The following is a 25,768-nucleotide window of genomic DNA, read 5'->3' as shown; positions in this document are numbered from 1 at the left end:
GACTAAAGAAAATCTGTCCCATTGCTTGCGGGATCTTGTCCCTGCTGATTTAAGTCACGATTCCATTCCACCCCTGGCATTGCTTCAGAGGCTTGCTTGAGGGCGTTTTCCCAATAGCGACGAATTTTGAGTAAATAAGGGTCCCGGGCTTCTAACCGCAGACGGTGCTGGATTTTCAAGCTATTGACTGCATAGGAGATCATATCGATGGGAGGCCCCACAGAAAGATTTGAGCGCATTGTGGAGTCGATGGAAAGGAGGGCAGATTTGGCGATCGCATCTAAAGAAGACTCATAGGAAAGGGTGCGATCCAAGATCGGTTTGCCATACTTCGTTTCGCCAATCTGTAGATAAGGGGTCTCTGGGGTCGCGCGAATACAATTTCCCTGGCTGTAGATGAGAAAAAGCTCCGGCGGTGCCCCGGCAATTTGCCCAGCGAGGAGAAAATTACACTGGAAATCAATGTGATCCTTTTCGAGCCAAGGTCGATCTTCCTGTTGCAGTTGGCGAGTCTTTTTGCCAATGTAGCGGGCGGCATCATAAAGACTAGGAATCGTATGGAGATTATGGGGCGTACCACTGCGAATCTCCTGTTCTAGTTGATAGGTGATGGCTTGGGTAATGGATAGATTGCCCGAAGTACAGAGAATAAGCACCCGTTCCCCTGGGCAGGAAAAATCAAATAACTTTTGATAGGATGAAACGTAATCAACCCCCGCATTGGTGCGTGAATCGGCGGCGAGAATAAAACCCTGGCGAACTAAGATTCCTAAACAATACGTCAATCTTGATGACCTCGTTTGACCTGATGGGATTCACAGAAAAAATTTTGGGTTGGCCGATCGTAACCTGTCAGGATATGGACGACAAAAGCCAGTTGCTGTCACGTTAATCATCGCATATCTTCCAAGCTGCGCGAGCATTATTTTTGCAAATTATTGTTGGAGTTTCCCCATGAATTACGTCTGTTATCTCGGTTCTGGGCAACGGCTTGATTTGGCGAACCAAGGCTCCCATACCGTTATTACCCTCAGCCAAAGTGGCCCCGGACAACAACAACAAAGCACAAACCGTTACCTAACGGGCACCTGGACGGCACAACCAACGGTGATGCAAGCGGGCGGGATCACGGTGATCACGGTTTTTAGCGCGACAAAAACAACGCAAATTACTGTACAAGGTCAGGCGATCGCCCTTTGTGAACAACCCCTCAATTTACAGGGTGCCCAATCGCTGCCTTTAGAGCAAACGGCGGCGAAATCTCCGGAGCTAATGTCACCTTTAGAACCTCTGCCCCCACTCAAAATGGGCAACATGGAAATGAAAATGAAGCCGATGGAAATGCGCCTGGGCAATATGGAAATGCGGATCAATGATCTGAATCAACCGGCCCAGCAGCAACCGACGCCAGCAGCAAATTCGGCAGCAAATAATAAGCCAAAACGGTTTTGCGGCCAATGTGGTCAAGCCATTACCGCAGGTGATCGCTTTTGTACCCAGTGCGGTCAGCCTTTGTCGCCCTAGCGATAGCGCTTAATCTAAGGGTTCCATCGTTGAAATTACTGAAAACCTTTTTTCCGGGCCTTGCCTTGGGGCACCTGTTGCAACCAAAGATCAATTTGCTCTGTATCCAGTTGCAGTTGCTGCAAAAGAGCTTGGACATTCGCACGGGTATATTTTTCTGGGGGGCCTGGGGCGATCGCCTCTCCCTGAGCAGCCAAATGTAAAACGGCGGTAAATAAAGAAGCGGCCTGAAGAATTGGCGTTGTCTCTAGCCAAACGGGGAGAATCCGCACCTCAATCGTGTTTTTGTAGGGTAGGGCATTGATGCAGTTCACCAAATTAAAATCACAATATTTTGTCAGCTTGAGGCGATGGAGTTGCTGCTGGACGGCGGGCCAGGGAAGTTGTCGAAATTCCGGCTGGTTCACGGTGGTGAAAAGGGTTTCGGGCCAGGGGCCGAGGCGACGACAATGGGGATTCGTGCCCATAAGAGTTTTGAGAATAGCCCCATAGCGCCACAACAGATTCACTAAATTGGCGATCGCCGGGGCTGACTGGAGGGGCGTCGCCTCAAAATGAAGGTGAGTTGCGCCTTCAACGGGAGCTGTAAATTTTAGGTGCCGCGCTAAGGATAATAGGGTTTCTAATTGATGCTCGTGGTCTGTCTCCAGGGGCGCTGTAATCAATTCACAGGGACGTTCTCGTTCTCCGGGTAGTGGGGCGGCGATCGCCACGGATGCCCCGCTTTGATCATTCACCCGCCGCATCCCCCCTGGCCCCGGTTCTGGTACCGTGCCAAACAAATCGCCGATAGGTTCCATCACGGTTTCTAAAGGGGCTTTAGCCTCGGTCTGACGGGCAATCAAACGCAGCAGACGCTCGTCATCACTGACAATGCGATACCAACCTGCCTGGGGTTTGGCCTGGCGATTCAAGTCTTTTTGTAACGTTAGATCATCGACACATTGGGCGATCATCCGTTGCTGGGGATCTCGGATCTCAAAGCCGAGGGTTAAATTGTGGAAGACTGGTTTACCCGGTACTTTGCTGGGTTCCGATTGGGGGTGAAAAAAGCGATGGACTTGCCCCCCCTGGGCAGTGGCGATCGCCGCTGCTAGATCCTGACGACTGCTTCCTGATGGTGCCAATAACTCAATTTCAAAGCCAATTTTCCAATCTAGAGTAATCACAGTTTTTGCGCCTCGGCCCTTGTCTGTTGTCGTCGATGTTTATCAAAAAAAATGTGGGAGATGATGGCTCACCTCCCAAGACGATTGCCGCTTAGAAACCCATCGCATAGAGGGGCTGGGGCGCACCCGGATCGGAAGAATAGCGATATTGAATTTGATTGAAATGATAGTCCAAATGAATTTCCATATTGCGTGAAGCGTCGAAGAGGGTCACCACCAACGGATCCCGCTCAATTTCATTGAAGTAAAAAATTTCTTCCCCGGCAGCAGTAAGCTCGACCCATAGACCATCGGCCCGTTGGACAAAATAACCCAAAGTGTGGCCATCACGATTCAAATTCTCAAAGGCGATGGTTTCGACAATCGCGGTGGGATCATAGTGGGATTGCTCGGCGTAGGCCATCTCAACGATGTCATGGGCAACACCCGGTAAGCCCCATTCCAATTTGTCAGCGATGGTTGTTTTTGCTTCAGTCACAGACACATCCCAATATTCAGCGACGACAACCATATCTTCATAGCTAAAGCCTTCGTCGGTATAGTTGCAAAGACCTTGGCCACCGTAATAGTCCCGGGCCGCCGTTAATTTACTTTCAACGGTTTGATAGTCACCATCCTGGAGGAGTTTGCCGGCACTGACCTTGGCATTACCGGGGCCTTCTCCCCAGAATTCCCCCAGCATTTTTGCGTCGCACCAGGTGTAATCTTCAAAAAATAGGGACGTTGCATCCTGGGCGGGGCTTACGGTTAAAGGGGAAGCGGTGGTAGGAAGGGCATTGGCGGAGAATCCGGACACAAATACTGCACCAGTGGCAATCATTTGTAAGAGGGTGCGGGGGGCGGTAAAAAGTGTGGTTGTCATGGCTCTTGATTTTAAGTGGGAATTTTTGTGTGTTGCCCAGTCTTAGTTGTGCCGCCTATTTACTGATGCACTTTGTGGGGCGATCGCCACTGCAACTAGGCTTGATCGACGCGCCGTTCAGCGAGTTTGAGACGAATTTCTTCGTGGTACTGCTGGGTGATGGGATAAAAGTAGGCGAGTCCTAAGCCAATGATAAGCGCAAGGGTCGGTAAGGGGGCGATCACTTTAATTCAGGTTAAGACGACTTTTCTCCAAAGAAAGTACGTTACAGATTTGTATTTTTGAGATGAAGGCTTAGTGGAAAGGGAAGACGATCTTCTCTCTGTAAATTTTTTGGAGTGGATAGGACCCTACTCCTCTTATCTTCAGTTTCGGTCAAAAGTTCCAGACATTTAGCTTTCTGCCGAGAAATCGCTGATCTGAAAATTTCAAACAAATGAGCTAAGATCTCGCAACCAGTTATTAAACAGTTTCTCAAGTTTAATAGCCTAATCGTGTGAGGAAAAAATGAAAACATCTCTATCTCTCTGGAAGTCTCTATCCATTGCTTCGGCTGCTGTTGGCGTCTCCGTTGCCACTGCTGGCACCGCCCAAGCCCAAGCAAATAACAGCGAACTCCTTAATCAAATCAACACCTACAGTCAAGATGACATTGCTCAGGTAAACAGCGTTTTCCAACTCAGCGATGTTTCTCCCTCTGACTGGGCTTTTGATGCGCTTCGTAACCTAGTCGAAAACTACAACTGTATCGTTGGTTACCCCGATGGCACCTATCGTGGCAGTCGTCCTCTCAGTCGTTACGAATTTGCGGCTGGTCTGAACGCTTGTTTACAACAAATCGAGCGGATGATTCAAAGTGGTGGTTCTGAAGTAACCCCCGAAGATCTCGCTGCACTCCGTCGCTTGATCAACGAATTTGAAGCGGAACTCGCTACCCTCGGTGCTCGTGTTGACGATCTCGAAGGCCGTGTTGAGTTCCTCGAAGATCACCAGTTTTCTACCACGACCAAGCTCAGTGGTGAAGTTGTTTTCGCCATCCAAGATAGCTTTGGTGATACGGTGTCTGATGGCGGTGTCGATGAAGATGACACAGCAACAACCTTCAGTGATCGCGTTCGGTTAACCCTCGAAACCAGCTTCACTGGTAAAGACACTCTGATTACCCGTTTAACAGCCGGTAATTCGGCAAGCTTGACGCCTGAAATCGGTGGTGGTGTGGGTTTTCAAACCTTCAATCTTGACACCGATGGTAATGATGTCGTTATCGACTGGTTGGCATACTACTTCCCGCTCAGAAGAGCAAACGTTTATCTAGCAGCCTTTGGTGGTCTCCACAGTGATTACACAAGTACCACTTTTGGCGCCAATGGTTTAGAAGATTTTACCGGTGCTTCTGGTTCTCTAACTCAACTTGCAGCGTCTAGCCCCATCTATACCATTGGTGGCGGCTCTGGTCTTGGTTTCAACATGCCTCTTGGCCCTGTTGATATTTCCTTGGGTTACTTAGCTGATGAAGCCAGCTCTTCTGCCGAAGGTGATGGTCTTTTTAACGGTGAATACGGTGCTTTGGCACAGATTGCTTTTAACCTCGGTGAGCGTGCTGAGCTCGGCGTAACATACGTCAACAGTTACCATGACAGCGGCGCGATCTTCGACTTTGGTGGTGGTGCTGCCGTAAATGGAACATTTGCAGCTAACGGACTGAGTGTCGGTGATCTCGAAGCAAATACTTATGGTGTCCAAGGAAAGTTCTCCCTCACTGACAAAATTGATATTGCCGCCTATGGCATGTATTCCGATATCAATGTTATTAGTGGTGGTGACCTTGACGTATACAGCTATGGCTTAGGTGTCTCTTTCTCTGATCTTGGTAAAGAAGGGAATGTGCTTGGTTTGTTTGCGGGTGTCCCCCCTTACCTTGATGGGTCTGGACAAGTAGCCTTTGATGGTGATGAGACTCCGATTCAAGTGGAAGGTTTTTACAAGTATCAACTTAACGATGGGATTTCCATTACTCCTGGTTTAATTTGGCTAAGTAATCCAGGCGAAGGTGCCTATGGTGAAGAAGATGCACTCATTGGTACTCTCCGCACCACCTTCACGTTCTAAGCAGGTTTATCTCACCTAAAATCGTTTGTTTTTTCACACATTTTCTTTGTGAGCCTCGCCTCCGGGCGAGGTTTTTAATTATCTGCTATCTGAGTTTCAGAGTTAATGACTTTTGTCGGAGGCTTCGTCTAATGGAAAAGAGTGCGAGATTTGAAAATCTATTCACACTAGCATTTAGACTAGGCTTGATCGACTCGTCGTTCAGCAAGCTTGAGACGAATTTCCTCGTGGTATTGCTGAGTAATGGGATAAAAATAGGCCAGCACCAGCCCAATAATGAGGGTAATGGTTGGTAAGGGGGCGATCGCAAAGCGGATTGCTAGGAGGGCAGAATCAGGTTGCACGGGGGGCGCTTGACCCGGAATAGATTCAACGAAACCGGCCCAGGCGAGGGCTTGACCCACCAGAAATAAGCTAATAGCCAGACCTATTTTCTGGAGGAGCACCATAAAGCCATAAAAAACGCCTTCCCGCCGTTGTCCGGTGGTGAGTTCATCTAGTTCAATCACATCGGGCACCATCGACCAGGGGATCAGATAGCTCACGGACACCCCACAGCCAGCCAAGATTGCACAGGCAAACATTAAACCGATTTGTCCCGGTTGTAGGAAAAATAACCCCACCTGGGCAATAATCCACAGGAAAACGCCCCCAAAATACACCGTTTTTTTCCCTAAGTGTTGACTGAGGGCGCTGGCCACAAATAAAAGCACCAGGGCTGTTCCCTGTACCGCCAGAGCCACATTGGGAAACATCGCATCTGGTAGGCCCATCCAGTTGATCACGAAATAGGGCAAGATCGAAGCGGTTAATTGAATCGCCAGCCAAGAGGCCAGATAGATCCCAATCACGAAGAGAAAGGGTTTGTTACTAAAGGCAATTTTCAGTTGCTCCCGGAAGGGAATCGGGGCCGCAAGATCCGTTTGTTCAGCCAAAGGTACTGTTAAATGGGGTTCCGGCACAGAGCGCACGAATGTCCAACCCGCCACCGCCAGCAATAGCCCCGCAGAAATAAACAAAAATGGCCATAAAATTGGCCCCTGGAGCAACCCCAACCCAGCCAGGCCACTCACCCCAGCCATTCCCCATAACCCTTGACCCAATCGCTGTCGTTGCCGAGGGTTTAGGATTGGTGATCGCCCCTTTTCTTGAAGCCGCAACGTACACCACAACAGCGCCAAGCCCGCAAACACTGAACAAACGAGCCCCAGAAGGCTGTACTGCTTTAGGGGATCATCGGGATAAGCTTGAAAGATCAACCGCGCCACAATCAGCGAAAAAATACTAGAGCCAATGGAAAAACTAAACCGAAAACTATTGAGGCTGGTGCGTTCGTGGTAATCCTGGGTTAACTCTGGAGTGAGGGCAGCATAGGGCAAATTGACCGCTGTGTAGGCCAGATTAAATAAAATCCCCATCACAATGTAGTAGCCAAACAAAAACCAATCATTCACTTGATCAATTTCGCTCAATTGGGGAACCAACCACTGCCCAAAAAAGACAAAGACAAAGGGAATAATTCCCCCCAGCATCCAGGGCAAGCGTCGGCCCCAGGGATGACGGGTGCGATCGCTCAAAACCCCCACAATCGGATCATTGATGGCATCGGAAATTTTGCCGATCATCAAGATGCTCCCCGCCAGGCCCGGTGGTAAACCCGCCACTTGGGTAAAAAAGTACAACAGAAAGAAAACCAAGACATTTGCCGTGAGAGCTGGCCCAATATCGCCTGCCCCAAAGGCAATTTTTGTCGATAGGTTGAGTTTTTCTGATGGGGGATGGAGCGGCTGGGTCATGGCAGGGACGCCCGCTTGGGGGCGCAAAGAAACTGCTTGCAATTGTAGTGGCTGCTACGGTAATCGGCGATCGCCAACTCAGAAACGGGGAATGTAAAATAAAATTCACGCCTTTTCGTAACCAAATCCCTATGCAATCTTCCTTGATCAATGGCCGTTACCAAATCGTGAAGACCCTCGGACAGGGTGGATTTGGGGATACCTTTTTGGTGAAAGACCTACAACTGCCCTCCCAACGGCAATGTGTGCTGAAATCCCTCAAGGTACAGGCCACCAGCCCCCAAACGGTCCAGGAGATGCAGCGACGCTTTCAACGGGAAGCCGCCATCCTCGAAGGCCTGGGGGAAAAACATAACCAGATCCCCAAGCTCTACGCCTACTTTGAGGAGCAGGGACGATTTTATTTGGTGCAAGAATGGATCGATGGGCTGACACTTCAGGACATCGTTAAACAGCAGGGCAGCCTAAGCCCGCTCCAGGTACAACAAATTTTGCTGGACTTGTTGCCCGTCCTCCAACTGGTTCATGACCAATACATCATTCACCGGGATATTAAGCCAGAAAATATTATTCTGCGCAGTAGCGATCGCAAACCCGTTTTAATTGACTTTGGGGCCGTCAAAGAAGCCCTGACCACCGCCATTCACCTGGACTTGAGCCAGCCCGTCTCTGTGGCGATCGGCACCCCCGGCTACATGGCCCCCGAACAGGGCACCGGGCGTCCCGTCTATTCCAGTGATTTGTATGGCCTTGGGTTTACGGCGATTTTTCTCCTCACTGGCCAATCTCCCCAACAGTTCCCCAATGATCCCCAAACGGGGGAATTGATTTGGCAGCAGGATTTTCCCTATCTGCAAACGCCATTGGGTCAAGTCATTGCGAAGGCGGTGAAATTCCATCCCCGCGATCGCTTTCCCACGGCCCAGGCGATGTTAAATGCTCTCCGGAATGCAGTGGGCACTGCGGCGGCTCCGGCTCCTGTAGTTAATGGCAATCAAACCACCGCCACGCGGGTTGTGGGATCGCCCCCCGTGGCAAGACGTACCACATTACCGACAAGCACCACCGCCGCCCAACCCCAGGAAACAGAAAATGGTGGCTGTTGGCGTTTGGCGATTCTCACGGTTTTGTTTAGCGGTATTGGCATTAGTGCGGGAATTTGGTTGACCTTTGCCCTCGTCGGGCGATCGCCTGAACCTCAAACTTTCCCCGAAGATCCAGCCTTGAACACAGAGAGCAATTCGCCTGTTCTTGAAACTCCCCTACCCGAACCGACCCCAGAGCCGGAACCGGAACCCGAACCCATTCCAGAACCAGAGCCAGAACCGGAACCCATTCCAGAGCCGGAGCCGGAGCCAGAACCGACCCCAGAACCTACTCCCAGCCCTGGAGAAATTCCGTTAATTCCCGTGGGGACTCCCGGCGCCGCCATTCCCCAAATTATTTCTGTGCCCCCCACCGATCAACGACCTGGCTTTTGGGGTGATAGTACGGCGATTTTGTATCGCAACTATGGCCCGGCGAATGTCAGCCTCGGCTACATCGTTGACAACACAACGGGCACTCTGGCCCAGACGGAAATCACTTTTCCCGTGGGGACTGACCTCAGCGTGATCCAACAAACCCTGGGTGGCCTCTTGCCCGAAGGCGTGCCCCCGGAAGTGAGCCAAGCGGTGGCTAGCGTCTACAACCGCAATAGCAGTTCCCAATCCTTCACCACGGCTAACCACCGGGGTCAAATTAAACGCAACGATAGCGATCGCCTTTATCTCGGCATCTGGAATCCTGGCTTCCACGATTAGGCTCTGGGCAGTCCCCGTTGGGCGAGGAGAGCGCTCCCATAGGCGGCTTCTGGTTGGGGTGAAATGAGCACTGGGCAACGGAGGTAACGGGCACGAATTTGTGTCCAGATTGGATTTTTTGCCCCACCGCCGGCGGTAAAGACAGTGCTAACGGGGGGCGCTCCTAGGGCCTGCAGCTTTTGGTAACCCTGGGCTTCAATGCGGGCGATGCCTTCTAAGAGTCCTTGCAAAAACTGGCGGGAATCTTGGGGCCGGGGGGTTAATTTTGGTGGCAAAGTTGGGTCATTGATCGGAAAGCGATCGCCAGGCCGCAGCAACGGATAATAATTTAAGCCGCTGTCCTGGTGGGGATTAATAGTGGCACTGAGTTGTTGCAGTTGTGTGTCATCAAAATAATGTTTGAGCACCGCACCGCCTGTATTTGAAGCGCCACCCACGAGCCACAGATGACCAAACCGATGACTGTAGACCCCGGTGGCCAGATCTTGAATCGGGCGATCGCCTAACAATTTCAGCACCAACGTGGAGCCGAGGGAGGTCACTGCTTCCCCAATTTCTTGGGCACCACTGGCGATAAAGGCCGCAATACTATCGGTGGTTCCGGCGCAAATTTGACAGTGGGGGTTGATCCCAAACCGCCGGGCAACGGTCGCTAAAATCTTCTGTTTCCCAGCACCGGGGGTTTGCACTTGGGGCAGTAAATGAAACAGAGGATGCTGTTGTAACCAGGGAGGATAACCGAGATTTTCAACGTCATAGCCAAGTTTTAGGGCGTTGTGGTGATCGCTCAGGCCAAAGTTGCCGTGGAGTAAGCCACTTAACCAATCCGCCTGGTGACAAAAATAGTTGGCCCCCTGGGTTAATCCCTGGGATTCAAACCAGAGTAATTTGGCGAGGCTGGCCGTGGCCGATTGGACGAGATGTTGGGGCGGTGCCAAGGTGCGGAGCATTGGTAAAACAGTCTGGCCCTGGTCATCGTTGTAAAGCAGGGCTTCTGTAATCGCTTCTCCGGAGGCGTCACAGAGTAGAACTGTGCCAGAGGTGCCATTGAGGGCGATCGCCTGGAGATTTTGCCGAATCTCTAGATTGAGGGCGGCGAGTAAATGCCAGAGTGCCTCGCGCCAACCCTGGGGCGTTTGTTCAAGGGGATTTACACTAACTGTCTGGGAAATTTCACCCTCACCTGTAATGGCGATCGCCCGCGCCCCAGAAGTCCCGAAATCAAGGCCAAGGTAAAATGGCGCGGTCATCAGTCTTCGGTGTAAATACAGCCTGCGGTGCAAGTTTCTTTAATTTCTACCGCCGCTAAACCCGGTAAATCCACTTTTTTTAGTTCTTGGTAAATCCATTGGGCGATCGCCTCGCTGGTGGGACTTTCCATCCCCAAGGAATCATTCAAATGGTAGTGATCTAGGTGCTGATCTAGTAGCGGCTGGACGTATTTTTTAATCTCGCCAAAATCGAAAAGCATCCCCTGTTTTGGCCCCGTTTCCTGGAGGCGATCGCCCCGCAGATACACCCGCATCACCCAACTATGGCCGTGGAGACGGGCACATTTACCATCGTGGTGGGGCAGTTGGTGAGCTGCCTCAAAGCGAAATTCTTTATAGAGTTCCCACTGGGCCATGACGGTTTAAGCCCAGGCCAGGTAAGGCAATTTTGTCGCCGTTGTGGCAATCTCCGCCTGGTTCGCCACCAATTGACCACAACTATCCCAAGTGCCAGCGAGTAATGCTTGTCTAGCGCCTTCTCCTAGCTGGATTTGACCCGACCAGTCACCGCAGGAAACTGTCAAATTTTCTAGATCGACGCTGGTGGTCGCCTGGGGGTTAGCTTCTAACTGGCTTTGTAATGCTTCGACCGTAGCTCGATCCGCCGTCACACAGGGGACGCCGTTGGCGAGGCAGTTCCCAAAGAAAATTTCCGCAAAACTTTCACCCACAATGGCTTCAATACCCCATTTCAAAAGGGCTTGGGGGGCATGTTCCCGTGAAGAGCCGCAGCCGAAATTACCGTTGACCACGAGGATATTCGCATTCTGATACTGGGGTAAATCAAAGGGATGCTCGCCGTCTAGTTGCTGGCGATCGTCCGCAAAAGCTTGTTCCCCAAGGCCATCAAAGGTGACACACTTCAGAAATCGTGCGGGAATGATGCGGTCTGTGTCGATGTCGTTGCCCCGGAGCGGGATCCCTGTGCCAGAAACTTGCTTGATTTCGCTGCTCATATCTCGTTTGAATCGGTGACCAGTGGGAGATTGCTAATTTAGCATACTTTCCTGGGGCAATTGCCCCAGTGAAAAGGAAACCCCAGGGGCGATCGCCAAAAGACGAAACCTCGTTTAATAGATATAATCTGTTACGAAAGCCATTAAGAAATGTTGCGTCCCATGAACAACCCCGTCCTCCAAGCCCTGGCCTATGGCCGCGCCTTTGCAGAAGTCCTCAAAGAGAGGGTAGAAGACAGTTTGACGGATCTGCTTAGTGATCTTGGTAAATTCGATGCAGAACGCAATCAATGGTTTCAGGAATTTGCCCAAGAAGTCCAGACCCGCGCCGAACGGGAAGCGGCTAATCAAGGTAATTCTAGCCGCCCGATCACCATTGACATTGACGGCGATGATCGCCCCGCTGACCTCCAGGAGATGATCGACAATCTCCGGGCAGAAATTGCGAGCCTCAAAGCGGAACTCAAGCAATATCGCGATACCCAAAATTAAGCTTTTTCTCCCAAGGCGATCGCCCTAGCCACACCATACTTTTCTTTTCCGTAAACCCATTTCGATAGGCAAATTCTTTGTGTCTGCTCTGTCTTCCCAAGCCAATTCCAGGGTCTCTAATCCCAACGCCACCCCAACACCGCGCCTAGAGCGGGCTAAATCTACCTATCGCTGGAACCGTGGAAACTACTCCAAAAATCGGCGACGGTTCGACATTTGGGTATTTGTGCTCACCCTAATCTTTAAACTGATCCGCAACGGCAAGAAATGGACTTATGCGGGTGGTTTTACCGAAGAGAAACTCGCAGCCCGGCAAAAAATTCAAGCCCAGTGGATTAAAGATAGCTTCCTCGAATTGGGGCCTACTTTTATTAAAGTCGGTCAACTCTTTTCAACCCGCGCCGACCTATTTCCCGAAGCATACGTCCAGGAACTGTCTAAGCTCCAAGACCGCGTACCAGCCTTTTCCTACGAACAAACGAAGCAAATAATCGAAGCAGACCTCGGCAAACCGATTAATGTCCTGTTTCGCAGTTTCGACCCCGTTCCCCTCGCGGCGGCGAGTCTCGGCCAAGTCCACAAAGCCCAACTCCACAGCGGCGAAGAAGTAGTGGTTAAAGTCCAACGACCGGGCCTGAAACAGCTTTTCACCATTGATCTGGCGATCCTTAAAAAAATTGCCTGGTATTTCCAAAACCATCCCCGTTGGGGCAAAAACCGTGACTGGCTTGGAATCTACGCTGAATGTTGCCGTATCCTCTGGCAGGAAGTAGATTACCTCCAGGAAGGACGCAGTGCCGATACCTTCCGGCGCAACTTCCGGGGGATTGACTGGGTAAAAGTACCAAAGGTCTACTGGCGTTATGCCTCACCGCGAGTGCTGACCTTGGAGTATGTACCGGGGATCAAAATTAGCCATTACGAAGCCCTGGAAGCGGCCGGCCTAGAACGCAAACAATTGGCGAAACTCAGCGCCCGGGCCTATTTACAACAATTACTAAATGATGGTTTTTTCCATGCTGACCCCCACCCCGGTAATCTGGCGGTGAGTCCCGATGGGGCACTCATTTTCTATGATTTTGGGATGATGGGAGAAATCAAAGCCAATGTCAAAGCTGGCCTCATGGAAACCATGTTGGGAATTACAGAAAAGGATGCCGACCGGGTGATGAACTCCCTCGTTACCCTAGGGGCCTTGGAAGCAACCGGAGACTTGGCACCGGTACGCCGCTCGATCCAATTTATGTTGGATAATTTTATGGATAAGCCCTTTGAGGCCCAATCGATTACGGCGATTAGTGATGACCTTTACGAAATTGCCTACGACCAGCCCTTTCGGTTTCCAGCAACCTTTACCTTTGTGATGCGGGCTTTTTCTACCTTAGAAGGGGTCGGCAAAGGTCTTGATCCAGAGTTCAATTTTATGGCGGTGGCTCAACCCTTCGCCCTCCAGGTTATGAGTGAAAATTTACCCAGCGGCAGCAACATTATTGACCAGTTAGGACGCCAGGCGGCACAACTGAGCACTTCCACCTTTGGTTTGCCACGGCGCATTGAAGACACTATCGACAAGCTAGACCGGGGTGATATTCGTATCCGGGTGCGAGCCCAGGAGTCTGACCGACTGCTCCGCAAATTGGGGGGAATGCAACTGGCGACAAATTATACGTTGATTTTTTGTGCGCTGATTTTGTCTGCTACCCTGTTATTTGTGAATGGCTCATTCATTCCGACGGCGGTGGTGGGGGCGATCGCCTTGGTGCCTGGTTGGGCATTATGGCGTCTCCTTAAAAAACTAGATCGCTACGACCGCAAATTTTAGCTAAATTTAGATAAGTTCTAATCTAGTACGCTACTTTTCCAGCTATTTTCCCGAAACCATGCTTATGAAATGTCGCTTTACGGGGCAAACCGATCCCGGGTTGGTGCGCTCCGCTAACCAAGACTCCTACTATTGTGATCCCGACGGGCGATTTTTCATCGTTGCCGATGGCATGGGAGGACACGCGGGGGGAGAAGAAGCTAGTCGGATTGCCGTAGAAACCATCCAGCAATATTTAGAGGCTAATTGGGAAAGCCCAGAAAGCTCAGAAGATCTTTTAGAAACAGCTCTCATCAAAGCCAATGAGGCAATCCTCGCGGATCAACTCGACAACCCAGCCCGTCAAGACATGGGTACGACAGCGGTGATGGTGCTATTTCGGGGCGATCATGTTTGGCGCGCCCACGTGGGGGATTCTCGCCTCTATAGTTTCCGGGAAGATGCCCTCATTCAAGTAACTGGCGATCATACCTGGGTCTCCCAGGCGGTGCAGTCGGGAGATATTACGGCAGAACAGGCGAAGGTGCACCCCTGGCGTCATGTCCTTTCCCAATGTCTGGGTCGTAAAGATTTAAGCTTGATTGACCTGGCTACCCTAGAGATTCACAGTGGCGATCGCCTGTTGTTATGCAGTGATGGACTAACGGAAGAGGTAGATGACTCAGAAATCCAATTTATTCTGAGCGCTAATGATGACCTCGACCAGGCAGCGGCGGCTTTAATTGAAACGGCTAAAGATAACGGTGGTTCCGATAACGTCACCGTAGTTTTGGTGCAAGTTGAAGCTGCTTCATAATGATTTTTTCACTGTTTAACTAATCCAGGGGCGCTAGACAATAAGTTACACCGAGGCTGTAGTTAGTGCCGGGAGCGAGGGTGATAGTCTCGGCGGCAGCATTGGCCGTTTCAACACAGAGAAATCGTTGATAGGCGTCCGGAGAAAGATCACCCATGGTTGCAGTTTTCTCCATGCCAGGATTCCAGACGATGGTCGTGGTACTGTTTCGGTTACAAACCTCAATTTTGCGCTCAAGACTAGGATCATCAATGAACAGCTTTGGGGCGGTATTTTGATAAATGCGGTCTACTTCCCCCTGAATAGTGACTTCGCCAATTTGCGATTTTTGCTGTGCGCTGTCTACCTTGTCGATGTAATTCAGGCCCGCAAGACCCAACACTTTCACCCGCTGAATGTCGCCGATGGTGAAGTAGGTGTGGAGAGCTTGGGTAATGGTCATCGGCCTTTGATCGCGGTTATGACTCGTGAGTTCGAGATCTAAGCTTTCGCTTACGGTGATGGCGATCGCCAGTTCAAAAGCATAATCCCAAATTTTGCGGGTCTCTTCGTCATCTTGCAAGCTTAAAATAACGCGGGTTGCGCCATTGGCGAGGGTTTCGGTGTGCCGGACAGTCCAGAGGCGATCGCGGGCAAAACCATGGTTTGCTCGCCCTAATCCGTCCGGGTCTGCCCCAAACCAGGGCCAACAGATGGGAATGCCACCCCGGATCGCTTTTCCTGGTTGGTAATGACTGCGATCGCTCAAAAATAAAAGATCGGCCTGGGCGTTACTGGGCTGAAAAGAAAGCACCTGTCCGCCATAGAGAGAGATTTCTGCCGTGGTAAACCGATTCTTAATTTTGATCACCGGAAAACCCCGTTGGCGATCGCCAAAGGAAAGTTCAGGCAGGCCGTATTGTTGATTGAGTTGGTCAAGATGCATAAAAACTGTGGAGCGCTACTGCCATTTTAGTGAAAATTGCCAGGGCCAGAATCTGCCACTGCCGCCCCAAAACTCCGGCATAATAGACAGCGAACGACTTTTCTTTTCCCCAACCATTTATGCTGTGTTGCCTCCGCATTGAAAATTTTGCGTTGATCGATCATCTAGAACTTGATTTACAGGCTGGGTTGATGGTTTTGACCGGGGAAACGGGGGCCGGAAAGTCAATTATTCTGGATGCCCTCGATCTTGCCCTTGGCGGAAAAGCAACGGCGCGGTTAATTCGGGCGAAAAATGATCAAGGAGATGCCACGGGGGAACGGGCGTTTATTGAAGCAACCTTTAGCCTCACCCCCAGCATCAAACAATGGTTACAGAGCCAAGACATTGATCTGCTAGAAGATGAAACGGTGGTTTGTAGTCGGGAGTTGAGTCTGACCCGCACTGGTTTACGATCGCGCAGTCGTGTCAACGGAATTATTCTTAATCAGGGTTTGATGGCAGAACTCCGGGCGCAACTGCTAGAAATTACCGCCCAGGGTCAAACGGTTGAACTCCTGATTCCTGAACGGCAGCGAATTCTCCTCGATAGCTACGGTGGCTCCCAGGTGCAACAGCAACGGCAGCTTGTGACTACCGCCTATCAAATTTATCTCAAAGCAAAGCAATTACTCGAAAGTCGGCGCACTTCAGAGCAAGAACGGCTCCAACGGCTAGATTTACTGCAATATCAACTCCAGGAGCTATGTGATGCCCATTTAGAGGATTCTGAAGAGCTAGAAACCTTACAACAGGAAGGCGATCGCCTCTCCCATGTGGTGGAATTGCAACAGCTCAGTTACCAGGCCCACCAAATTTTGTACCAAAATGATGACCCCGAAGCCCCGGCGGTGGCAGATCTTTTGGGGGAGGCTGAGAACCTGCTCAAAGAAATGGTGGACTACGATACCCAGTTAAATGGCATTCTCGACATGGTGCGCAATGCCCTTACAGAAGTAGTAGAAGCAGGCCACCAAATCAGCACCTACAACAACAATCTTGAAGCTGACCCAAAACAATTGGCTGACATTGAGGCCCGAATGCGGGTGCTAAAGCAAATTTGCCGTAAGTATGGCCCGACCCTCAGCGAGGCGATCGCCTACCGGGACAAACTTCAGGGGGAACTAGATGTCCTCACCGCTGCGGATCAGTCCCTTGAAGCCCTAGAGCAAGACTGTGGAATTAAATATCAAGACTTAGAAGTTCATTGCCAAAAATTAAGCCAATTACGCCAAAAAGCAGCCCAAAAATTAGAAAAGCAACTGATTAAAGAACTGAAACCCCTGGCGATGGCAAAGGTGAGCTTTGAATGTCGCCTTAGTCCCATCTCGCCTACTGCCGCCGGAGCCGATCAGGTGACGTTTTATTTCAGCCCGAACCCTGGAGAGGTGGCTCAACCCCTCGCCGAGATTGCTTCTGGTGGGGAAATGAGTCGCTTTCTCCTCGCCCTCAAAGCCTGTTTTACCCAGCAGCAGACGACGCCGAAAACTTTGGTGTTTGATGAAATTGACGCGGGGGTTTCGGGGAAAGTGGCCCAGGCGATCGCCACCAAACTCCACCACCTCAGCCAGTATCATCAAGTTCTCTGTGTCACCCACCAACCCCTCATTGCCGCCATGGCCGATGGACATTTTCGCGTGACAAAACAAGTGCAATCCCAGGCAAAAAATCAAAAAGGCGATCGCACCCTTGTCGCCGTAGAATCCCTACAGCACCATCAGAAACGCCGGGACGAATTAGCCCAGTTGACGGGGGGTCATGCCGCCGAGGAAGCGATTTCCTTTGCCGAATCCCTCTTGACCCAGGCCCAAACCCTCAAGGCGGGCAGCAAAATGACCCAAGCCTAGCCCAAATGGCTTTGCACCACATTGACCAAGTGTTGCGTCCAATATTCCGCGAGGTATTGTTCTTCGGCCTCGACCATCACCCGAATGACAGGCTCTGTCCCCGAAGCTCGCACCAGCACCCGTCCTTTATCACCCATGGCCGCTTCGGCTTTAGCAATTTCTGTTTGAAGCACGTCGCAGTTCTGCCAATCTAAACGGCGATCGCGATCTTCGACCCGCACATTTTTCAGGAACTGGGGATAGGTTTGGAAACTTTGATCAATTAACTCATTGAGGGGAACCCCTGCCTCCCGGACGAGGGCCGCTAAATGCAATGCCGTTTGGATCCCGTCCCCAGAAACGCTGTGGTGATGGCAAAGAATATGACCCGATTGTTCGCCACCGAGCATCGCCCCCGTCTGCCACATGGCCGCTTGGACATACTGATCGCCAACGGCAGTCCGATGAAGTTGTCCTCCCAGTTTTTCCCAGGCCCGCTCAAAGCCCAGATTTGCCATTACGGTACCGACAATTAAATTGTTCGGCAGTTGGCTCGCTGCCTGGAGTTGTTTCCCCCAAAGGTAGAGGATGTAATCCCCATCAACGATCCGGCCTATGTTATCCACGGCAATCACCCGGTCGGCGTCCCCATCAAAGGCAAAACCGAGATCCGCGTTGTGGAACTGCACCGCCCCTTGGAGTTGGTCGATGTGGGTAGAACCGCAGTTGACGTTAATTTTGTTGCCGTCTGGTTGGTGGTGCAGGGCAATCACTTCTGCACCGAGGGCTTGGAAAAGTTCGGGAGCCAAATGCACAGAAGCGCCCCAGGCCAAATCGAGCACAATTTTGAGGCCGTCGAGGGATAAACCTTGGGGAAGTGTCGCAAAAACTGCATTCCGGTATTGCTGGGTCAGTTCCTTTTGGTGTTGGTAGGAACCACAGTTATTGGTTTGCGACAGAATATTTTCTAGGCGATCGCCGCGCAGACCCGCTTCAATCTTGGCACTGAGATCCTTGAGGAGTTTCGTCCCAGCGTCACTAAAAAACTTAATGCCATTATCTTCGGGGGGGTTGTGGCTGGCGGAAATCATGATTCCCCCAATGGCGTCCGTGGTGCGGGCCAGATAGGAAACACAGGGCGTTGGACAAAGGCCCACATGCCACACTTCTAATCCAGAGGCGGTCAAACCAGCGGCGATCGCCATCGCTAACATATCACTGGAGTTGCGAGAATCTTGCCCAATGATCACAGGGGCGCGTCGTGCCGCTGTTTCCTGGAGCACTTGTCCAGCCCAGTAGCCAACTTGGAGCGCAAAGGGAGCCGTCAGCAGATCCCCCGCTTTACCCCGAATCCCGTCAGTCCCAAATAATGAACCTGCGGGTAAATCACACCGTAGGGCTTGGGGCGGATAGCTCGCCAACATACGACTCAGGGGATGTCCTTCCTCTGGCATGATCATCATGGGTTTTGCTCCTCACAACATACAGACACAACGATATCAGTGATTGATTTGTCCTGACCACTATGGGGCCGCTTTTATCAGGGATTGGTATCAATGGTGTCTGGTTTAAAAACCTGGGGTGAGGCTTGGGTGGCGATCGCCTTTATTTATTTCTCATCGGGGAATTCCGGCTCAACTTCCGGCAAATCGACAGTGGCATAGATATCTACTAGGGGAATTTCTAGGTCTAGGGATTGCAGTTTAAGCGTTGCCTCTTGGCCCTGGTAACTTTCTAGAATCCAGAGCTTTCCTTCGCTACGTCGAAAGCAGTCTACTGAGTAATGGGTTGTGCTGACCAAAATGTATTCCTGCAAGCTGGGAATCGTGCGGTAAAACTTAAACTTATCACCCCGGTCAAAGCCTTCCGTCGATTCGGAGAGGATTTCAATGATTAACTGTGGATGATCCATCGCGTAGGCGGTTAAGTCATTGATTTCTGGATCGCAGCTGACGAGCAAATCAGGATAAAAAAAGCGCCGTCCTTCCTGAACGCGTACTTTCATATCACTGCTATAGGGTTGGCAACCAGAACCCCGGAGTTTAAGGCTGAGGGAAACTAACAGATTAGTGTTGATTTTGTTATGGACATTGCTAGCGCCGGCCATCGCATAGATTTCTCCATCGATATACTCATGCTTAATGTCGCTATGTTTTTCAAACTCTAAATATTCTTCGGGACTGAGGTACTGATCTGAGGTGAGGGCAACCATGATGTTTTCAACAATTGGGTGACATTCCCTTCCATTTTGCCAAGAATTTACGGAGTGGTATCCCTAAGGGTACTGATTCGCGATTTGATTCAGGTCAGCTCCGGGCAAGATAAAGTGTCTTTTCCTGAGATCGTCCCAAGCCATTTCGTAAGCCGCAATACTTTAGGAAAAGGGAAAAGTAGGGTTAAATGAGATGGGAATTTTTCCTCTCTTCGTTTTTTCAATAAGCAAAATTTAACGCAAATTCTATGGTTGCCCTCACCCCCAATCCTAGCTACAGTGTCACGATCCAGCTACGTATCCCTAACCGGGCGGGCACTTTGGCCAATGTGACCCAGGCGATCGCCAACGTGGGAGGCAGCCTCGGCAATATTGAGTTGGTAGAACGGGATCTGAAGTTTTTAATTCGCAATATCACCGTAGATGCATCCAGCGAAAAACACGCTGGGGACATTGTCGATGCTGTCAAAGCGGTGCCAGAGATTGAAATCCTTAAGGTTTTAGACCGGACTTTTGCGATTCACCAGGGGGGGAAAATTACCGTCGAAAGTCGCATTCCCCTAACGGTGCAGTCCGATTTAGCGATGGCCTATACGCCGGGGGTGGGTCGCGTTTGTCAGGCGATCGCCGAGAAACCGGAACAGGTCTATGATTTGACCGTGAAAAGCAATATGGTGGCGATCGTCACCGACGGCAGTGCTGTTTTGGGGTTAGGCAATTTGGGGCCAGAGGCGGCAATGCCTGTGATGGAAGGGAAAGCGATGCTCTTTAAGGAGTTTGCTGGGGTGAATGCGTTTCCCATTTGCCTGGCCACCCAGGATGTCGAAGAAATTGTCCGTACCGTGAAATATCTCGCCCCAGTATTTGGCGGGGTCAACCTCGAAGATATTGCAGCGCCCCGCTGTTTTGAGATTGAACAACGGCTGAAGGCAGAAACCGATATTCCCATCTTCCACGACGATCAGCACGGCACAGCGATTGTTTCCCTTGCCGCCCTATTTAATGCCCTGAAATTAGTCAAAAAAGACCTACAAAGCGTCAAAATCGTGATCAATGGGGCAGGGGCTGCGGGGGTGGCGATCGCCAAATTACTCCGGCAAGCAGGGGCAACGGATATTTGGATGTGTGATTCCAAAGGCATTATTTCCAGCCAGCGGGATAATCTCACCCCCGAAAAGCAAGCCTTTGCCGTGGCCGCCTCTGGTACCCTCGCCGAGGCGATGCAGGATGCAGATATTTTTCTTGGGGTGAGTGCGCCCGGTGTGGTGACCCCCGCAATGGTGACATCCATGGCAAAAGACCCAATCGTCTTTGCGATGGCCAACCCGATCCCCGAAATTCAGCCGGAACTGATCATGGATAAAGTGGCGGTGGTGGCCACTGGCCGGAGTGATTACCCGAACCAAATCAATAATGTCCTCGCGTTTCCGGGGGTCTTCCGGGGAGCTCTCGATTGTCGCGCCTCCAGCATTACCACCAATATGTGCCTCCAAGCGGCCCAGGCGATCGCCTCTTTGGTTAGCCCGGCCCAGTTGGATCGAGAGCATATTATTCCCTCGGTTTTCGATCAACGGGTCGCCGCCGCCGTCGCTGCTGCCGTCGGTCAAGCCGCCCGCCAAGATGGTGTTGCCCGCCGCTAGAACACCTTGATTCTCCCCTTGAGGGGAGATGCCGCGAGGCAGAGGGGTTAGCTTCTGAGGGTCACGGCAAACTGTTTAACCAGCGCATCCCGCACCTTTTGGTGGACTGGATCAATCTCCTCGTCCGTTAGGGTTTTATCCGTAGCCCGATATTGCAAACTAAAAGCCAAACTGCGCTGGCCTTCAGGGGCGTGCTCACCGCGATATTCATCAAATAACTCCACCCCAGCCAACAGTTTTTTTGCTGTTTTCTGCATGGCCTGCTCCAGGTCGGCTACAGACGTTTCGAGGGGGGCAAAGAACGCCAAATCGCGGGTGACTGCGGGGTAAGTGGAAAAGGCCTTAAAAATAGGCACCTGTTGGGACGGACGACTCAGTACCGTTTGCAGCAGATCAAGTTTCAGCTCAAAAACATACACCGCATCGATCAAATCTTTTTCCTGCCGCAATTGGGGATGAAGTTGCCCGAAAATCCCCAGTTGACGTCCCTGAAGCCAGAGAGAAGCAGTCCGGCCGGGATGTAATTTTTCGTTGCTGGTATCCGCCCGATAGCTCACCTCCAAGCCCAGTTGCCGGAAGGCGGCATCGAGGAACCCTTTCGCTTCATACCAAGACATCGGTTGACCTTTGCCACCAACAGCCCAACTGCCATCGGGATTGAGATTGCCCCCTAGAATTCCAGCCAGATAATCGGCTTCGGCATAGTTTTCGTTGTCGTCTAGCCAAAAAACGCGACCCAGTTCAAAGGCATTGAGGGCACCATTCCCTTGGGATTGGTTGTAAGCAAAGGCATCAATTAACCCTGTGAGCAGCTCCTTTCGTAGGGCAGAATATTCTACAAACAGGGGGTTACTGAGTTTGATGTCAGCAAGTTCTGGCTTCACCAAGGAGTAATGCACCACTTCGGTCAGGCCAATCGCCCGGAAGCTGCCCCGCAATTGACGATTGACTTTTTCGGCTGGGGACAAGAAACCAGCAGCAGATTGACTCGGCAGGGTATCACAGAAATTGTCATAGCCATAGAGACGGGCCACTTCTTCGATGAGATCAATTTCGCGCTCTAAATCGCGATAACGGTAGGGGGGCACAGCCACTTCCCAGACCCCTTCTCCTGTGGATTCGAGGGTGCAGCCGAGGTCAGCTAAAATGCGTTCCACATCGGCGAGGGGCACGTCAAAAATTTTGCCGTCCTTGTGGACATGGCCGAGGACTTCGTGGAGCCGTTGTAAGCGCAGCGGGATTTTGGGGCGGGCGTTGGGATCGGGTCGGGTATCCGTGAGACCACGCTGAACCACAGTTCCCCCGGTGAGTTCTTGGAGGAGGGCGATCGCCCGTTGGGCCGCCCGGTCTAATTCCACTTGGTTGACACCCCGTTCATAGCGAGTCGAAGATTCACTGCGCAAACCCACAGCACGGGAAGACCGTCGGATAGTGACCGGTTCAAATAGGGCTGCTTCTAAAACAATATTCTGGGTACCATTGTGAACTTCCGTACTTTCACCACCCATTACCCCCGCCAAAGCAACAGGGACATCATTGGCGGTAATCACCAAATTTTTCTCAGCTAGCTTGCGCTCTTGACCATCGAGGGTCGTTAACATTTCCCCGGCTTTGGCAAACCGCACCCCAAGGGCAACGGTTTCAGATCCTGCCACCTGGGCAAGGCGCTCCCGGTCAAAGGCATGGAGGGGCTGTCCCCATTCGAGGAGTACATAGTTGGTGATATCAACAACATTATTAATCGGGCGAGTGCCAGCCGCTTGGAGCCGGAATTTTAACCAATCAGGAGAAGGCGCTGTCGTCACACCTTCGATCACCGTACCGAGATAGGCGGGACAGGCGACAGGATCGGCCACGGTGATGGTCAACGTTTCTGGGGCGGTATCCATGGCCGGAATTTCTGGGAGTTTGACATCTACGCCAGTGAGGGCCGCCACTTCCCGCGCGACCCCAACCATACTGAGAGCATCGGCTCGGTTAGCGGTGGCGGTTAAATCCAACACCACATCATCTAAACCGAGGAGGGGGCGCACATCCATCCCCGGCTTTAGGTCTGGTTGTTCAAAAATGTGAATGCCTTCGGAGTCTTTTTCTAAGCCCAATTCGGAGAGGGAGCAAATCATCCCGGAAGATTTTACACCCCGGAGTTTGGTGGGTTTTAGTTTGAGGTCAATGGTGGGTAAGTAGGTGCCTAGGGTGGCGACGGGGACAAAGATATCGGCCCGGACATTTTTCGCCCCACAGACAATGGTTGAAAGTTCGTCTGCACCAATATCGACTTGACAGACGCTCAGTTTGTCGGCGTCGGGATGGGGTTCGCGGCTGACAACTTTACCAACAACGACACCATCGGCCAGGCGGCGGCGATCTTCGATTTCTTCTACTTCAAACCCAGCAATGGTTAGGGTTTTGGCTAATTCTTCTGGCGATAGGGTGATCTCAACAAACTCTTTTAACCAATTCAGGGAAATCCGCATTGACTTTTTGGGGCATTACACTAGTTTCAAGGAGTTTATTTTAAACGTTTCCCTCCCCTTACCGGGGAAAATATTGGGGGCGATCGCCATAGATGATATCCCACAGATCCTGATAGAAAGACCCAAGCCCTGAGCCGAAACGCGCCCTTTTAGGGAACGCTAAGAACACGCCTAGCAAACCCCCAGACACCATCCCAGTACGTTAAGGTGGTGGGATATGATGGAGCTTGAGGTGAACACACCATCACAGGTCATCCCCGTTGGTGCGTCAGATCACAACGCCATGCTTGCTCACGGTAACAAAATAGGCGACCAAAACTTTCCTTGCAGAGGCGATCGCCTCTCCCATTAAGGTGACTCTGGATGAGCTACTGTATCAATCCCAAATGTTCCAACCCCAAAAATCCCCTCAAGGCGCGAGTCTGCGGAACCTGTGGCAGTAGCCTAATCCTGCGCCAACGCTATAAACCCCTCAAAAGCCTAGGCCATGGTGGTTTTGGTGCCACCTTTCTCGCGGTAGATTTGAACCTCCCCGGCAAACCATCCTGTGTGATCAAGCAACTGCGTCTTGCGAGCAACGTGCCGCACCTGTTCCAGATGGCCCGCGAACTTTTTGAACGGGAGGCGGAGACCCTCGGTCGCATCGGCAATCATCCCCAGGTGCCTCGCCTCCTGGATTACTTTGAAGACGACAATCATTTTTACCTGGTTCAGGAATATGTCAAAGGCAATAACCTGCAGCAAGAAGTGAAAAAAAATGGGCCATTTAGCGAAGCCGGAGCGCGGCAATTCCTCAGCGAAGTTTTACCTGTCATCCAATACATTCACTCCCAACAGGTAATCCACCGGGATATCAAGCCCGCCAACCTGATTCGCCGTGACCAAGATAAAAAATTAGTTTTGATTGATTTTGGTGCGGTGAAAAATCAAATTAACGTCGAGGCGATCGCCTCGACATCAGAACAAACAGCCCTCACCTCCTTCGCCGTTGGTACCCCAGGTTACGCCCCCCCAGAGCAAATGGCCATGCGTCCAGTCTATGCCAGTGACATCTATGCGGTGGGGATCACTTGTCTTTATTTGCTCACCGGGAAACCCCCCAAAGACCTCGACTACGACTCCAAAACGGGAGAGCTGCTGTGGGAGTCCCACGTCAATATCAGCAACAGCCTCGCGAGTGTCCTCCACAAAATGCTGGAGAGTTCAGTCAAGCACCGCTATCAATCCGCCCAGGATGTGCTTGATGCCCTCGAAATGGAACCCTATATGGAAAGCCTAGCCCAGGGCATGGCAGATTTGAGTGGCGCAGAATCCTTTACGGGAACCACTGGGGGCCAAGTTTCTCCCACCGCCTCAAGCGATGACGATGGGGAACTGACGGGCGGCCCTTCCACCCTGGCTAATTCTCAGTTAGCGATGGCCATCCGAGCAAGACGCGATCGCCAAAAGAAACCCTATGGTGCCCCTTCCCAGACAGACACTTATCACCCCTCTGCCTCTGCCCAACGCATTAATCGATTGACCGCAGGACGCAACAAACCCCGTTCTACCATGGGCAAAACCATGCGGATCGAGCCGAACAAAGCTAATCGGGCAAATCCGATGGAAACTAAGTTGACCGCCCAGGATATGTTGAGTGCCTATGGCCAAGGTCGCCGAAACTTTGCTCAACTACAACTGTTAGGTCTCAGCCTGCCGCGCATGAATTTATCAGGTTGTATTTTCCACCAATCCCAAATGATTCAAGCCAATTTCCAGGGGGCAAATCTCAGTCGTGCTGATTTTGGCAAAGCTAACTTACACCAAGCGAATCTCCGGGACGCAAATCTAGAACAGGCTTACCTGAGCTATACCAACCTCAGCCAAGCCGATCTGCGGGGAGCTAACCTAGAACAGGCCTATTTAAACTACGCTCTGCTGGACGGGGCAAATCTCTGTGGCGCGAATTTGCGTAACGCCAAAATCACAGACCAGCAACTCAAAACCGCTAAAACGAACTGGGCCACTATCATGCCGAATGGTCGGCGAGGTCTATTTTAGGGCGGTCATT

Annotated in this window: 21 protein-coding genes; 9 read left to right on the top strand and 12 right to left on the bottom strand. The window is 51.4% G+C overall.

What is annotated here, in order from left to right:
• Positions 1 to 2 precede the first annotated feature (2 nt).
• A complete protein-coding gene (locus AWQ24_RS02425; RefSeq protein ID WP_065715909.1) occupies positions 3 to 785 on the bottom strand; it encodes a proteasome-type protease in 783 nt (260 codons plus the stop codon).
• A gap of 169 nt (positions 786 to 954) precedes the next feature.
• Between AWQ24_RS02425 and AWQ24_RS02420 the strand changes: the two genes are divergently transcribed.
• The gene (locus AWQ24_RS02420; RefSeq protein WP_065715908.1) at positions 955 to 1,524 is read left to right on the top strand and encodes a zinc-ribbon domain-containing protein; all 570 of its coding nucleotides are present in this window, start codon (positions 955 to 957) and stop codon (positions 1,522 to 1,524) included.
• 35 nt (positions 1,525 to 1,559) lie between these two features.
• Here AWQ24_RS02420 and AWQ24_RS02415 read toward each other — a convergent pair whose 3' ends face one another.
• From AWQ24_RS02415 to AWQ24_RS16635, 3 genes are all read right to left on the bottom strand, one after another.
• A complete protein-coding gene (locus AWQ24_RS02415; RefSeq protein ID WP_065715907.1) occupies positions 1,560 to 2,693 on the bottom strand; it encodes an amidoligase family protein in 1,134 nt (377 codons plus the stop codon).
• Between the two features lie 91 nt (positions 2,694 to 2,784).
• Positions 2,785 to 3,555 (bottom strand): hypothetical protein, encoded by a 771-nt coding sequence (locus tag AWQ24_RS02410; protein WP_030007079.1) that lies wholly within the window; start codon positions 3,553 to 3,555, stop codon positions 2,785 to 2,787.
• 95 nt (positions 3,556 to 3,650) lie between these two features.
• Complete coding sequence (locus AWQ24_RS16635) at positions 3,651 to 3,779, bottom strand: hypothetical protein (RefSeq protein WP_255355996.1); 129 nt, start codon at positions 3,777 to 3,779, stop codon at positions 3,651 to 3,653.
• Positions 3,780 to 4,062: 283 nt separating this feature from the next.
• Between AWQ24_RS16635 and AWQ24_RS02405 the strand changes: the two genes are divergently transcribed.
• Positions 4,063 to 5,664: an iron uptake porin gene (locus AWQ24_RS02405; RefSeq protein ID WP_065715906.1), complete on the top strand. Its 1,602-nt coding sequence runs from the start codon at positions 4,063 to 4,065 to the stop codon at positions 5,662 to 5,664.
• A 179-nt stretch (positions 5,665 to 5,843) separates the two neighbouring features.
• Here the strand turns inward: AWQ24_RS02405 and AWQ24_RS02400 are convergent, their stop codons facing one another.
• A complete protein-coding gene (locus tag AWQ24_RS02400) occupies positions 5,844 to 7,460 on the bottom strand; it encodes an MFS transporter (RefSeq protein WP_062436468.1) in 1,617 nt (538 codons plus the stop codon).
• Between the two features lie 131 nt (positions 7,461 to 7,591).
• On the opposite strand from AWQ24_RS02400, the gene AWQ24_RS02395 reads away from it, so the two are divergent.
• Positions 7,592 to 9,262 carry a serine/threonine-protein kinase gene (locus AWQ24_RS02395; protein ID WP_065715905.1) on the top strand — a complete coding sequence of 557 codons (1,671 nt, stop codon included), beginning with the start codon at positions 7,592 to 7,594 and terminating at the stop codon, positions 9,260 to 9,262.
• Here AWQ24_RS02395 and AWQ24_RS02390 read toward each other — a convergent pair.
• Genes AWQ24_RS02390 through leuD form a run of 3 tightly spaced genes read right to left on the bottom strand, consistent with a single transcriptional unit; the run spans position 9,259 to position 11,489 of the window.
• A complete protein-coding gene (locus tag AWQ24_RS02390) occupies positions 9,259 to 10,512 on the bottom strand; it encodes an FGGY-family carbohydrate kinase (RefSeq protein WP_065715904.1) in 1,254 nt (417 codons plus the stop codon). The genes AWQ24_RS02395 and AWQ24_RS02390 overlap by 4 nt on opposite strands.
• The gene (queD, locus tag AWQ24_RS02385) at positions 10,512 to 10,889 is read right to left on the bottom strand and encodes a 6-carboxytetrahydropterin synthase QueD (RefSeq protein ID WP_065715903.1); all 378 of its coding nucleotides are present in this window, start codon (positions 10,887 to 10,889) and stop codon (positions 10,512 to 10,514) included. Before queD ends, AWQ24_RS02390 begins: the two co-directional genes overlap by 1 nt.
• Before the next feature lie 6 nt (positions 10,890 to 10,895).
• The gene (gene leuD, locus AWQ24_RS02380) at positions 10,896 to 11,489 is read right to left on the bottom strand and encodes a 3-isopropylmalate dehydratase small subunit (protein ID WP_065715902.1); all 594 of its coding nucleotides are present in this window, start codon (positions 11,487 to 11,489) and stop codon (positions 10,896 to 10,898) included.
• Positions 11,490 to 11,651: 162 nt separating this feature from the next.
• On the opposite strand from leuD, the gene AWQ24_RS02375 reads away from it, so the two are divergent.
• The 3 genes from AWQ24_RS02375 (at position 11,652) to AWQ24_RS02365 (ending at position 14,599) form a co-directional block, all read left to right on the top strand.
• Positions 11,652 to 11,981 (top strand): DUF6825 family protein, encoded by a 330-nt coding sequence (locus AWQ24_RS02375; RefSeq protein ID WP_041443335.1) that lies wholly within the window; start codon positions 11,652 to 11,654, stop codon positions 11,979 to 11,981.
• 79 nt (positions 11,982 to 12,060) lie between these two features.
• Positions 12,061 to 13,803, top strand: coding sequence for an AarF/ABC1/UbiB kinase family protein (locus tag AWQ24_RS02370; protein ID WP_065715901.1), 1,743 nt, complete (start codon positions 12,061 to 12,063; stop codon positions 13,801 to 13,803).
• Between the two features lie 64 nt (positions 13,804 to 13,867).
• Positions 13,868 to 14,599: a Stp1/IreP family PP2C-type Ser/Thr phosphatase gene (locus AWQ24_RS02365; protein ID WP_065715900.1), complete on the top strand. Its 732-nt coding sequence runs from the start codon at positions 13,868 to 13,870 to the stop codon at positions 14,597 to 14,599.
• A 19-nt stretch (positions 14,600 to 14,618) separates the two neighbouring features.
• Here AWQ24_RS02365 and AWQ24_RS02360 read toward each other — a convergent pair whose 3' ends face one another.
• Positions 14,619 to 15,524: a D-hexose-6-phosphate mutarotase gene (locus tag AWQ24_RS02360; protein WP_062432157.1), complete on the bottom strand. Its 906-nt coding sequence runs from the start codon at positions 15,522 to 15,524 to the stop codon at positions 14,619 to 14,621.
• 119 nt (positions 15,525 to 15,643) lie between these two features.
• Between AWQ24_RS02360 and recN the strand changes: the two genes are divergently transcribed.
• A complete protein-coding gene (gene recN, locus AWQ24_RS02355) occupies positions 15,644 to 17,410 on the top strand; it encodes a DNA repair protein RecN (RefSeq protein WP_065715899.1) in 1,767 nt (588 codons plus the stop codon).
• Here recN and glmM read toward each other — a convergent pair.
• Together glmM and AWQ24_RS02345 are read right to left on the bottom strand one after the other, a co-directional pair.
• Entirely contained in the window at positions 17,407 to 18,813 is a 1,407-nt protein-coding gene (gene glmM / locus AWQ24_RS02350) for a phosphoglucosamine mutase (protein WP_232318894.1), read from the bottom strand. The genes recN and glmM overlap by 4 nt on opposite strands.
• Positions 18,814 to 18,998: 185 nt before the next feature.
• Entirely contained in the window at positions 18,999 to 19,601 is a 603-nt protein-coding gene (locus AWQ24_RS02345) for a Uma2 family endonuclease (RefSeq protein ID WP_062432149.1), read from the bottom strand.
• A 248-nt stretch (positions 19,602 to 19,849) separates the two neighbouring features.
• Between AWQ24_RS02345 and AWQ24_RS02340 the strand changes: the two genes are divergently transcribed.
• A complete protein-coding gene (locus tag AWQ24_RS02340; RefSeq protein WP_065715897.1) occupies positions 19,850 to 21,241 on the top strand; it encodes an NAD-dependent malic enzyme in 1,392 nt (463 codons plus the stop codon).
• A 47-nt stretch (positions 21,242 to 21,288) separates the two neighbouring features.
• On the opposite strand, the gene pheT is transcribed toward AWQ24_RS02340, so the two are convergent.
• Positions 21,289 to 23,718, bottom strand: a complete 2,430-nt coding sequence (pheT, locus tag AWQ24_RS02335; protein ID WP_065715896.1) for a phenylalanine--tRNA ligase subunit beta — start codon at positions 23,716 to 23,718, stop codon at positions 21,289 to 21,291.
• Positions 23,719 to 24,081: 363 nt separating this feature from the next.
• Here pheT and AWQ24_RS02330 point away from each other — a divergent pair, with 363 nt between their 5' ends.
• Positions 24,082 to 25,758: a serine/threonine-protein kinase gene (locus tag AWQ24_RS02330; protein WP_065715895.1), complete on the top strand. Its 1,677-nt coding sequence runs from the start codon at positions 24,082 to 24,084 to the stop codon at positions 25,756 to 25,758.
• Positions 25,759 to 25,768: the final 10 nt, after the last annotated feature.

Source organism: Picosynechococcus sp. PCC 8807 (assembly GCF_001693295.1).
GTDB lineage: Bacteria > Cyanobacteriota > Cyanobacteriia > Cyanobacteriales > MRBY01 > MRBY01.
This window is presented reverse-complemented; position numbering and strand designations above follow the sequence as displayed.